The organism is Paraburkholderia terricola, assembly GCF_900142195.1.
GTDB classification, from domain to species: Bacteria; Pseudomonadota; Gammaproteobacteria; order Burkholderiales; family Burkholderiaceae; genus Paraburkholderia; species Paraburkholderia terricola.
Genome location: NZ_FRAB01000057.1, coordinates 25,649 through 37,009 on the forward strand (window position 1 = coordinate 25,649; position 11,361 = coordinate 37,009).

At 62.5% G+C, this 11,361-nt stretch carries 14 protein-coding genes; 7 read left to right on the forward strand and 7 right to left on the reverse strand.

The features are described from left to right. Positions 1–20: 20 nt before the first annotated feature. Positions 21–2,198 (reverse strand): phage terminase large subunit family protein, encoded by a 2,178-nt coding sequence (locus BUE39_RS30245; RefSeq protein WP_073432335.1) that lies wholly within the window; start codon positions 2,196–2,198, stop codon positions 21–23. A gap of 1 nt (position 2,199) precedes the next feature. After that, positions 2,200–2,850: a hypothetical protein gene (locus BUE39_RS30250; RefSeq protein WP_073432336.1), complete on the reverse strand. Its 651-nt coding sequence runs from the start codon at positions 2,848–2,850 to the stop codon at positions 2,200–2,202. Between the two features lie 459 nt (positions 2,851–3,309). Here BUE39_RS30250 and BUE39_RS30255 point away from each other — a divergent pair, with 459 nt between their 5' ends. Further along, on the forward strand, positions 3,310–3,855 hold the full coding sequence (locus BUE39_RS30255; RefSeq protein WP_073432337.1) for a hypothetical protein: 546 nt from the start codon (positions 3,310–3,312) through the stop codon (positions 3,853–3,855). Between the two features lie 243 nt (positions 3,856–4,098). On the opposite strand, the gene BUE39_RS30260 is transcribed toward BUE39_RS30255, so the two are convergent. Both BUE39_RS30260 and BUE39_RS30265 read right to left on the reverse strand, forming a co-directional pair. After that, a complete protein-coding gene (locus BUE39_RS30260; RefSeq protein WP_073432338.1) occupies positions 4,099–4,836 on the reverse strand; it encodes a hypothetical protein in 738 nt (245 codons plus the stop codon). A 270-nt stretch (positions 4,837–5,106) separates the two neighbouring features. Beyond that, on the reverse strand, positions 5,107–7,629 hold the full coding sequence (locus tag BUE39_RS30265) for a VapE domain-containing protein (RefSeq protein WP_073432339.1): 2,523 nt from the start codon (positions 7,627–7,629) through the stop codon (positions 5,107–5,109). Between the two features lie 94 nt (positions 7,630–7,723). Here BUE39_RS30265 and BUE39_RS35000 point away from each other — a divergent pair, with 94 nt between their 5' ends. Continuing rightward, on the forward strand, positions 7,724–7,864 hold the full coding sequence (locus BUE39_RS35000) for a hypothetical protein (RefSeq protein ID WP_159442607.1): 141 nt from the start codon (positions 7,724–7,726) through the stop codon (positions 7,862–7,864). 200 nt (positions 7,865–8,064) lie between these two features. On the opposite strand, the gene BUE39_RS30270 is transcribed toward BUE39_RS35000, so the two are convergent. The 3 genes from BUE39_RS30270 to BUE39_RS30280 all read right to left on the reverse strand — a co-directional run bounded on the left by BUE39_RS30270 (position 8,065) and on the right by BUE39_RS30280 (position 9,318). After that, on the reverse strand, positions 8,065–8,463 hold the full coding sequence (locus tag BUE39_RS30270) for a hypothetical protein (RefSeq protein ID WP_073432340.1): 399 nt from the start codon (positions 8,461–8,463) through the stop codon (positions 8,065–8,067). Continuing rightward, entirely contained in the window at positions 8,464–8,994 is a 531-nt protein-coding gene (locus BUE39_RS30275) for a phage regulatory CII family protein (RefSeq protein WP_073432341.1), read from the reverse strand. Between the two features lie 111 nt (positions 8,995–9,105). Next, positions 9,106–9,318, reverse strand: coding sequence for a hypothetical protein (locus BUE39_RS30280; RefSeq protein ID WP_073432342.1), 213 nt, complete (start codon positions 9,316–9,318; stop codon positions 9,106–9,108). 139 nt (positions 9,319–9,457) lie between these two features. Between BUE39_RS30280 and BUE39_RS30285 the strand changes: the two genes are divergently transcribed. From BUE39_RS30285 to BUE39_RS35735, 5 genes are all read left to right on the forward strand, one after another. After that, the gene (locus tag BUE39_RS30285) at positions 9,458–9,970 is read left to right on the forward strand and encodes a helix-turn-helix domain-containing protein (RefSeq protein ID WP_073432343.1); all 513 of its coding nucleotides are present in this window, start codon (positions 9,458–9,460) and stop codon (positions 9,968–9,970) included. Then, a complete protein-coding gene (locus BUE39_RS34565; RefSeq protein ID WP_143031939.1) occupies positions 9,915–10,400 on the forward strand; it encodes a hypothetical protein in 486 nt (161 codons plus the stop codon). Before BUE39_RS30285 ends, BUE39_RS34565 begins: the two co-directional genes overlap by 56 nt. Positions 10,401–10,548: 148 nt before the next feature. Continuing rightward, a complete protein-coding gene (locus BUE39_RS30290; RefSeq protein WP_143031938.1) occupies positions 10,549–10,791 on the forward strand; it encodes a hypothetical protein in 243 nt (80 codons plus the stop codon). An 11-nt stretch (positions 10,792–10,802) separates the two neighbouring features. Then, on the forward strand, positions 10,803–11,024 hold the full coding sequence (locus BUE39_RS30295; protein ID WP_073429743.1) for a hypothetical protein: 222 nt from the start codon (positions 10,803–10,805) through the stop codon (positions 11,022–11,024). Beyond that, positions 11,012–11,361: beta-hexosaminidase (locus BUE39_RS35735; RefSeq protein ID WP_084561429.1), on the forward strand; the 350-nt coding region annotated here is incomplete at its 3' end. The genes BUE39_RS30295 and BUE39_RS35735, both read left to right, overlap by 13 nt.

Below are 11,361 nucleotides of genomic sequence, written 5' to 3' on the forward strand. Positions count from 1 at the left end.
TCCTGCCAGCGAGGTCACGCCTACCGGCGTTTCAGATACAACGAACGCCCCACGCGCCGCACAGCCGTGCGCGCAAGACGCACGGCAGAGGCTGAAGGGGCGGGAAGGATTGCAGGGGCCGCACTGGCGACTGGTTGTTGCGGTGAACTCGCGCGCCCGGGGGCCGCGGTCGTGCGCTCCGGCGGGGGTATCGCTTGCGAGGCGGGCACAGGCGGGGCTGTCGCCGCATGGCTTGCAGATGCGTTTGCCGGTCCTGCCGGTATCGCTTCATGGTCCACGACAGGCACCGCCTCAGGCAGCGCTACCTGATCCGCATGGTCCATGCGTTCACCACGATCAGCCTGAAGGAACAGGTCGTCGCGTTCGAGATTCGCCTGCAGCGTCTCCCACTGGATCGCGCGCCAGCGGGGAAGTGCGATGAACGACGCCGCCGCCATGTTGTAGACCATCAGGTCGAGCGCCTCATTGCGCGCCGTCTTCGGCTTCCACCATTCGCGTTTCGCCTTGCCGCCCACCCAGCGCGTGACGAGCCGCTCGGCGGTCAGCTGGTCGAAGAAGTCAGCCGGCAACTCGGGAGAGAAGTGAACCCTGTGCGTGCCGCGCCCTTCGAGCTTCAGCCAGCCGGTCAGCTGCTCTTTCGCGGCGAACGTGCCGACCGGATAGATGTACGCGCCGTTCTCAACCTTCACACCCTGCCAGTTGAAGTCCTGCGCGCTGCGCTTGCCGAGTACGGGCCGCTTCTCGTCGCCGAAGCCCTTCACCCCGAAGAAGCCTTCATGGGCGTGCTCCCGCAGCCACGCGTAGCAGCGCTGTGCGTTGTACCCGGTGTCGACCGCACAGGCCCGCACATACAGGTCGCGCCCCCATGCGTTACGCACCGGCGTGCGCACGATCTCGCGCATCTGCGTCCACGGCTCGTCCTCGTTCGTGTCGCCATAGACGACGCGATAGTCAACGATCCACAGTTCCTCGCGGATGCCCCATGCGACGATCAGAAGCTCCAGCCGGTCAGGCTGCACGTCGACCGACGCAGTGAGGACAAGGCCGCCGGGCGGCACCGTGGCGAGGCGATACGTCTCTGCCTTCGCACGGTCCTGCAGCGCATGCGCCTTGATGCTCTCCCCCGGTCGCTCCCACGTCTGGGCGAGACGCGTATTGACGAATTTCTTGAGCTTCTCGTAATCGCCGTTCGCTCTGGCCGCTTCCGCCTCCATAAATTCCTGCACGAGTGCCGGCCACCGCATCCACGGTGAATACAGCGAATTGAGCAGGAAGCCTGCCGCTTTGCCCGGGCCCGGCGCCTCGGCAATCCATCGGCCAGCGGCGAGCATGTCGAACTTATGCCGTTCCTCGATCAGTGCCCCGCACTCCGGGCCTGCGCAGATATACGCCGCCGTGTCCGGATCGTCATTGACCCAGTGCATCCTGCGCCGGCCATCCCCGTCGGCCCACACGAGCGGCTGCTCGAACCCGCAGTGCGGACAGCGCACGTAGTAGCGGCGGCGGTCGCTCGCCAGATAGCGGAACTCGATCTCCGAGGCATCCTTGTGCGTGGGTGTCGACGTATAAAGGCGCTTTGCCCGCAGGCCGAACGTATCCTGGCGGTTTCTCGCCAGTCCGATCGGATCGCCCTCGCCGTCCACGTCCGCTGGGTAGGCATCGACCTCGTCGAAGTGGATGTAGCGGATCGGCATCGAACGCAAACCGGCCGCGCTGTTCGCGCCCGTGACGACGACGATGGCTTCGCCCGCGAATTCCTTCTCGAGGATCGTGTTCGCGCTGTCGCGTGAGCGCTTCTCGCCCGCCTTCGCCTTGATCGCCACTGTGTTGTTGATCAGGTCCGCAAAGCGCTGCCGGCTCCAGCGGCGCGCGAGCCCGAGCGTGGGCATCACCACCAGAAACGGCCCCGGCGCGCAGTCGATCGCATACCCCAGCCAGTTCAGTCCGGTCTCGCTCTTGCCCACCTGCGTGCCGGCAACAAACACCACGTCCTGCACCGTACTGGTCGCCGACAGGCAGTCCATCAGCTCGCGCAGATAGGGGGTGCGCGCGGTGCTCCAGTCTCCCGTTTCAGCCGCCGCCTTGCGCGACAGCTGGCGGTTCGCATCCGCCCATTCCGACACCTGGAGCAGTGGGTCAAGCGCAAGACCGCCCGCCCATGCGCGGCACAGAAGCCGCCATGCATTCACCAGCGCCATATCACTGCTTCCCGTCCGGCATGTCGCCTATGCCGCCCAGGTCGCTCATCCCGCTCACCTGCGCCGCCAGCTTCGATACGCACTCGCGCACTTCCCGCTCGAGCATCTGCAGCACCTTCGCCGGGTCAGACTCCGCGGCCACCTGAAGGTGGATGCGCCCCGGAACCATCAGCATGCGGTCACGCACGTGCCGCGCCAGCCGGTCGGCCGCGTCGAGCACCGCGGAGGCTTCCACCAGCGTGCCTTCGCGCAGCTCGCGCTCGTGTCTGGCCCGCAGCGCCGCTTCCATTTCGCGCTGCTCACGCCAGTGGTGAAAGCCGCCCGTTGCGCCTCCCGATGAGCCGGACGACGAGCCGGACATCGAGCCGTTCGGGCGGTCTGGCAGTGGCTGCGCTGCGGCCGCAGTCACGGCCCGCCCAACACCGCCATCGCGCTCCTGCCGGTGCTCCGACCAACGGTCCGCCACACCCAGCTTGCTGGGATCGGACGTGTCGCCGATCAGCCGGTCGGTCGCGGCCCAGTCGACACGCGTACCGTCATCGGACAGCACCACGCGCCCTTCGCGCTGCAGCTTGTTCACATACGAACGATGCCAGCCGTGCATGCGTGCGTAGTCGGCCTTCTTCACGAATTGTTCGAGGGCTTCAGCCATGCGGTAAACACGGTAAACGCGGTAAACAGGAATTCAACAGAAACGGTCAACAAACCGGTGTTGACTGTTGAGTAACTCTGGAACACCCTGGCTAGCGCAAACGCGCGGGTCCGTAGCCCCGCTTGGGCCGCAGGCATCAGGGTCCCCGGAGATGTCGCATTTGGACTAGGCGACGCGCCTGATAGCGTCGCGATTCCACGTCGTAGCTCGCTAACCCGACCTGCAACAAAGCCCTTCATGAGGTGGCGCTTTCGCCCGGCCAACGCAAAAGATGCAAGCGCTTGCGCTGTTGTAAAGAAGAGCCTATCCAGCGGAGTGACTCCCAGCACATGACTGCTGACCTATAGGAATGCCCGCCTTAGCAAACCAGAATACGGAAACGCTTCGTGCGTTTCGATCCACTCTATACAACGGTTGGTATCGCCCCGCGTATCAGCCCAACGCTCAAGGAGAAGTTCAATGTCGACCGTCCCTCAGGAAATTTCGAAAGAAACAGTCTTTGGTTGGTTCCAGCACGCGATACTCGATCGACAGAACGATGTGCTTCCGTTCTTTCGCGAGAAAGGCGGATGGGAAAACTGCTTCAAACTCTGGATGTCCGGTCAGCTACGTCAACTCCCCGGGCATCCCGAAGTGCGATGTGAACAGCACATCTACGGTAACGCGCGGGAGGCCGTCGATTTACTCGTTGAGACGAGAACCGTACCGCCGCAGTTTATTTGCATCGAGCTTAAAGCCGAATCGTTCTTTCATTCGGCGAAGCAAGAGAGGGTGAATGCGGAACACGTATTCTTCCAAAGCTTCGAAAATGACCTCAGGAAGCTGCGTAGAGTTCAGCTTCAGAATGCACTTGGACTTGCTGTTGCAATTTGCATTACCGGTAGCGCGGCCGGTCCGCTAGAAACGCGGGGCTACCAATCCGAGGTTTTATCATTGAACGACCGCACGAACGTCACGATCTTCATCTCCGACTGCGACCGGATTGCATCCGACACAGGATGGTGACATTGACAGTACAAGGCGTGTCGCAAAAGCGATAACGTTCTGTCGCATTGAAAAAGCCCCGAGGCTCACGCACTCAGGGCTTCACAAAAATTCAGGGCGAACGACTCCACCGTACTCAACAGGCTCCGTTAATTCTTCTTTTGTCCCGAGGAGGTTGCACGACTCACGCGCGGTGCCAGCGACTTCGTTTACTCATCAAACGAACGCGAGTCTAGTCGTGTGATTTCCGAAATGCAAGCGTCGTTAAGCACCACGCAATCCTCGCCTGAACTGCGCTTCGGTGATCGAATCAATCTGCGTGAGAACGGCGCCGAGCCATTCGAAGCGCGCGGCCCATCGACGATGATACTGATCGAGTGGAACGCCAAGCGCCTGCGCACGCTTCGCGGCATTGACCGGTTCCTTGCCACTGCCGTTGCAATGCGTACACAGGTGCGGCACTTCCGCGAATGGCCGCTCTTCGTAAAAGCCCTTTCCATAGCACGTCAGACAGGGCTCGCGATCACTGATCGGCCAGCGCGAGAAACGCAGACGCGCATCGATGGCATCGCGTACCGGCCGGCATGATCTGCAATCAACGCGCCGCACGATTCTGCCGCCACCGCCGCGCATGCCCCGACCGCCGCATGCAGAACACTGGTCAGCAACCCATTCAACGATTGCACGCTCGGCGAACCGCACAAGCAACGACGGACCATCCGATGCAACTTCACCGTCACGCTTCGCATCGCGGAACTTTGCACCGGCGGACTTGCCACGCCGGTATCGACTGCCGTCCGCGATTCTCGACGCAAGCAGCAGCGATGCACGGTGCAGGGCGCGTCGTCGCAGGTCCTGCCCGTACTTCATGTGCCACAGCATGTTCCCGAGCTCGTCGACCATCGCGAGCGCACCCAAAGTTACTTGTCGATCCGGCGCGACATCGGCCAGTTGCACGCGCACGTTAATCGCAATTCCGGCTCTTTCCTTCAGTTCGCTCATCGATCAACTCCTCTCTGTCCCAATGTCCCAATGTCCCAAGGGAAAAAGGTCAGGCGTGCGGGCGCAGCGCGCGACATGCGTCCTGCACACGTCGCGCATGTCGCACGCCTGCGCACCCACGTGAGGGCCGCCCTTGGGACGTTGGGACACGGGCCGGCTCCAGGCACACGTGGCCGCGCGCCGACGCTGGCGCAGCAGCGCGCCAGGGCGTCGAACATGGCGCGCTGCGCAGTGTTGGACATCACCATGAATTCGCGCATCGCCATACGGTCAGAGCGGGCTGTCATCGTCATCACCCGCTGCCACCGCGACCGCCGCAACCGCCTCCGCGGCGACCGGCGCCTCTTCTTCAGGGACGTAGTACCAGCCCCGCTTGCCCGTCGACTCCCGCTTGCGCACCCAGCCGAGGGACTTGAGCGCCTTGCCGACGCGGCGCTGCTCCGGGAGCGTCCACTTGGACGTATCGAGCTTCAGAACATCGGCGAGAATCTCCTCCATCGTCGTGCGCGATGAATACTCGATCGCGCGCGCGATCTTGTCCTCGTACACGTCGCCCTCGTAGCGTTCGGTCTGCTCGATCTCGAACAGGGGCCGTTCTTCTTCGGTCACGTGCCAGATGACGCGCCTGCGATACAGGTGCACGGCTTCTGCCCACAGCTGGTCGCGATCGCGCCGCAGCGCCTCGATATCGACCGGGCCACCGACGCGGATCGGCCAGTAACGCCGGTTACCGGATTCGTCCTTCAGGTAGGTATCGAAGTTCACCGAGCCCGCAAAAACACCCTGCCGGTGCACGTCGGTCGCCCGCTTGCCGTAGAAATTCCGGAAGCGGTCCGTCTCGGTCGCAAAGAAGCTTTTTGCGGCCGACGAATCGCTCTTGTTCAGCGAGTCGAGCTCGGCCAGCTCGATGATCCACTTGCCGGCCATCACCGCGTACGTATCTTTCTCGCCGATGCGGATCGGCGAGTTCGTGTACCACGGCTTGCCGGCCAGCACCTCGAGCGCCGTCGACTTGCCCCACCCCTGCTTGCCTTCGAGAATCAGCACGTTGTCGGCCTTGCAGCCGGGCTGCATGACACGCGCGACGGCGGCGATCATCCACTTCATGCCGGCAAGCTGCACGTATTCGCTGTCGGCGACATGCAGGTACTTCGTCGGCCACGAACGCACGCGCGGCGTGCCGTCCCACACCAGCCCTTCGAGGTATTCGCGCACGTCGTGATAGTGATGCTGGTCGGCGACGAGCAGCACGGCGCTCATGACGATGTCCTGTCGCACTGCGATCCCGTACGACTGGGACAGCCACAGTACGCAGCGGATATCGTCCATGTCCGACCATTCGCCGAGTTCGCCCTGCTGGAACGGCGGTACCTTGCGCTTGACGACGCGGCCCGCGAAGTCGTCCTGGGCGATCACACCCTGCCAGGCCTTATGGTTCGCGAGGATCAGGTGCACGTTGCCGAGCGTGGGCAACAGGGTGCCTTTGTCCGAGCGCGCGAGCTTCATCTCCCACGTGTGCGCGCCGTTCTCTGCCTCGCGCCCGTCCCATTCCTCCGGTGCAGCGCCAGCGGACGTTGGGTGCGGAACACCTTCCGCGCCAGTTACGGTGCGCGTGCCGTTTGCCGCCATCGGCGACACAGTCCCGGCTGGCGCAATAGCTGTGAGCAGGGCCGACTGGATCTGCTGCCTGACCACGTCGAGCCCTTCCTCGCAATGCAGGTCGTTGAAGTCGGTGAGCTTCCGCTCGCCGCGATCGGCGAACCGCGGAAACACGACGCTCGCATTGCCGACCTCGGCCGCCGCCTCGTATGCGTACTTCAGACCCGTGTTTTCGAAGCGCCTTTTGCGCTCGGGCATGACGTCGTTGCCATAGCTCAGCTCGACGAAACCTACGCCGTGATCATCGCGCCTGAACTGCGCGCGCACCATGTACCACGTCTGTTTCGTCTCGATACGTATGGCGTCGGCTCCCATCACCAGTTCGCCGCCGTAGCCGAACTCGTCGGAGAGGTGCTCACGCAGGCGCTGTTCGATCTTCCAGTCGTCGTCCGCGCAGATCAGCAGATGCAGGTCCGGATAGGTGTCACGCAGGTATCGCGCAGCGGGCATGATGCCGCCCGCGTCAAAACACACAGACAGCGGCACCGCCTCGTCCGTTGCCATGCGGATCGAGCGTCCCGTCGCGTAGCCTTCGGCGATCATCGCAACCCTGTCATCCGCTGCAATGTCGCCGAGAATGAACGAGGCGCCCTTCTTTTCCATGCCCTTGTTGAACCGCTTCGCGCCGTCCGGCGTGATCTTCTGCAGGCCGACTAGGCGAATACCGTCCGCATACTGGAACATCGGCACCAGCAGCGTGCCCTCGTCGTCAAAGCGCACGGCCTCTGGCGTGACCTGCTTGCGCTCAAGATAGGCCGACGCGCCCTCGTCGCGTGCCTTGTGCCACTGGCTGCGGGCGCGGTTGGCCGCCATCTTCGCGGCATGCGCGCGTTTTTCTGCCTCGATGCGTTCCGCCGCTTCCTGGCGCTGGCGTGCCGCATCGATGTCTTCCTGTGTCAGCGCTTCGCCCTGCCACTGGAACGCCTGTGCACCATTGTCGTTACCGGACCACCGGCCGAATGCGCCGGTATAGCCGAGGATCAGACCGCCGCGCTCGATCCTGTGCAGCGAGTACCAGTACTTCTTGCCCGGACCGTATCGATGCGGCTTGCCGTCGTCGACGGGATGCCCGTCGGGCAGCGCGGGATGCCCTGCCGACTGAAGCTGCGAAATGATCTGGTCTAGCGAAGACATTCGAGAATTCTCCTTTCGAGTTCGCGTTGATGAGAGAAGGAGCGCCAGTCATAAGCGCCCGCATTTGATCGACAACATCAACCGACACACAACAATGAAATCTTTCCCGTTTCTTAGGAAGGATCAGCCGGACGGTTACCCGCTCTCGCCGGTCGCCGACGAACTGTTTTCGCGGATTTGCCTGCAGGTGCGCGACGTCGTGCTCGACCAGCAGAGAAAAAGACAAGAGCAGTAGAAATATCCGCCCTGTCCAGTGCATCCGCATTGGACAGGAATCGTTTCAGCGATTGCATTCTGCAATCCTCCGTTCACGTTCACGTTGATGGGAAAACGCACGCCACACGGCTCGCCCGGCGACGTACATCTGGGATCCAGACGACGAACGCCTGAAAGATGGGTTACGGCGGCGAAGCAATGAACTGACGCTGTGCAAAGTCACTTTGTCTCCGAGGCGCGGCCCGCGCGCAGTCGATGCCATTCGGCGGCGTGGCGCTCCGTCAGAAGGGTGTATTCCGCATCGTCGACATGCCAGCGGATGTATCCGAAGAAATTGCGGCGCTCGTCGCGGGTCGGCCGCGCCGCGCAATAACGCGCTGCGCAGGAAATCCAGACGTTGACGAGCCCGAGTGACCGGCAGGCCTGAAGAAGCATGTCGGCGGCAAAGGGCGAAAAGAGCGGTTGCAGGAATGCGGCGGCCCGCTGGGGTTCAGTACGCGCCACGACGCCGAGCTGCCGCATCGCGCAGGCAAGGCGCCGGTCGTCGTCGCACGCGAGTTGGATGCGAGCGCGCTCGGGGTTACAGCAGCAACGCTCGATCGGGAAACGCGGCGCCACTTACTTGCGGCCCAGTTTGGCCAGACGGCCGGCCGTCCGGATCAGGCGCTCGAAGAGGCGCTGGCCCTTGCGGCTGACCACCGTCAGCTGTTCCGCCTCGCTGATGTCGATGCGACGGTCGGCGACCGCGCGCACGACCTCCGATGCGACTTCGCCAACATGCGCCTGCAGATGCAGCGTCGCACGCGTGAGGGATTCGACATCGTGGTGGTCATCGGTGGAGTGCTCTGCCGCATCGACACTACGCTCGGCGATCAGACCGAAGCGCTCATTGAGCGCATGTAACGGGTCGAGCGCGAACGGAGCGCTTTCCTTCTTTTCCTGCATCCATTCGATGAGCAGCTCGAACATCTCCATCGAGAGACGGTTTTCGCCTTCACCGCGCAGACGCAGCCGCAACGATTCAGTGGCGATGCCCTTGCCGCGACGCAGGGTCAGGAAGTTCGCTGCGTCTGCCACGCCACCCGGCGTGTTACGGACCGACGTGTAGAGGACGTCGAGCCATTCGGTACCACTGTATCGGCACGTCATTGCAGCCCCGATTCTTTGGATTGGGTGTTTTTCATTCTGTTTACCGCGACCCGGCATCCGTACGATGCGAACATGACCCGACCAGCGATAAACGCCATGCTCAGGAAACCGTCAGTGCGTCGTGTGAGCGCAATCGGCCGCCGCCGGTTGCTCCGCGTTGGCCGCGAAGTAATCGAACAGGGTTTGAACGGTGGAGACGCGCGGATCGGACACGATCCGGCAGGCGATCTTGGTCAGGGTTTGATAGGGCACCCCGCTTGCCCTGGCAATGTCCGGCCACGCGCCTTTTGCCTGATCCAGACGACGCAGGACGGTCGAAAGCATTGGTTCCTGGTTTATCCGCACGGGAATACCTCAAAGGTCGATTTGTAGGCGAATCATATCCCTGTGGGGATATTTCCGCAACCGGAAACCAACCCTATTTATCCCGCAGGGGAATTTCACTTTCGGCAATATTTTGCGCATGACCAAGAAGCCCATCCGCGAAGTTCTCGCCGCAAATATCCGACGCCATATGCGCACCGTGCCAGCGGTCGACACGCAGGTGAAACTTGCCAAGCGAGCAGGCATTTCGCAAAGCTCCGTGGCGCGTGTCCTGGCGGGCAATGTCGACACACAGGTGAGCATCGTCGAATCTCTCGCCATTGCCATTGGCGTGACCGCAGCCGAGCTGCTCGAGGATGAAGCCGACGCTCAAACATCCCTGCATTACGACCGGGCGCGTTTTGCAGCGCTGCCTGCGACAGAACAGGCCAAGATCAAAAGTTACATCGACTTCGTGCTCAGCCAGGCCGGCGACGCGAGAATCGAGGAGGACGGCTCCCTGACCGTCTCAAAGGAGGTGGCACCGAGCACCCAGCAGCGGTTGCGCGCCGGCCGGGCCGCCCAACGACAATTATCAGACGAATCGTTGGGCATCGATGAAACACATAACGACACGACCAAAAAACGAAGGGCGAGAAAACGAAGCGGATAACGTTTACTCCTTCCCATCTCGCGAAAACAATGCACTCCGCGCTCGGCAGAACGCGATCCGGGAGCATCTTCTCGATCTGGCTGAGCAGCATGACCGCAGCCCGCCAATTGCTGCCGCAACCGTCCTGCTTCGTGCGGACGGAACGGTCCGGCTAGCTGCAAAAGGCATTGATCCGGAAATCGCCGTACTCATCGCTGAGGAGCTCGACAAACTGTCGGACGTCGTCCGGCGGCACGCCCACCGATCGAGACGCTCGCGCCCATTACAACGGGGTTTCTTCCACCTCGTTCCGGCCATCTCGATTACCTTTCTCGTGGCGACTTACATCAATACGAACGCGTGGCTCGATGTCGCTCTGATGCTGCTCAGTCAGGTGACCGTCGGACCGCTGCTCGCCAAACAAAAGCCCCATAAATCCCGCAGCGGGTAGTTCCTCCGCCAACGCCGGCCCTTTGATCGGGGCCGGCCTCCCCTTTCCGCAAAAAGATATCCTCAAGAGGATTGACATACAAATATCCCCTGCGGGATACTTCGGCATGGGTGCGGCGTGCGCGCCCTTCCTTAATCCGGAGGTCTGCATGAAAACGATAAGCAGCATCGAATCGAATGCCGAGGCCCGCCGCGCGTGGCTTCGGAGCGAACAGGGCTTGCCGGTTGAGCCGGCGGATGGCTACACCGTGGTACGCCAAAGTGACTTTGAAAAGTCCAGGGTCTGGCGGGCGATCTTCATTGCTGCGGCGATTGCCGTGGGCATTGCGCTGTTCCAGCCCGCGCCCGCCGACGCGCCCACGGCCACCGCGCCGGCAAGGGCGACTGCCTGAACCGCGCCGCGATGGCCGAGCGGATTTCCGCCACCGACATCGACATCGCCCGTGAGTTTCGACTCCGCCGCGTCGCCGGTCCGGCCATCAACGCCCTCATAAATCCCGCCTTGCGCCTGTGTCTCAGGAACTGCGCCGAGTTGCGGAAAAACAGCACCACGCTGACCAACCCACGCCAGAAGGCAAACGTCTTGCCTCCGGCGATCCGGACTAACGCCAAATGCAGAGACTAACGTCCACGTTGCAACCGGAGACGGTACGTAGAGATACGATCCGCCTTCGAACCATCGTCAAGTACGACCCTATGGCTGCGCGTCCGACGACACTCATCCTCGTGGGGAAATATGTCGTCGCGCGAAAGCCCATAGCAGACAGCGTTCACACCCTTTACATGATCATGGACGGCCGCGACGTCGTCCGCACCCAGATCTCCTATCCCACTGCCGCCGACTGCGAGGGCGCTATCAGGGCGGCCGCAAACGCGCGGACGGAAACCGCGCGTGCGCTTGCAAAGGCGAAAAAGTCGAGCAGGAAAGGCTGGCAGGCGCGGCCGATGCGCGTGAAGGAGGC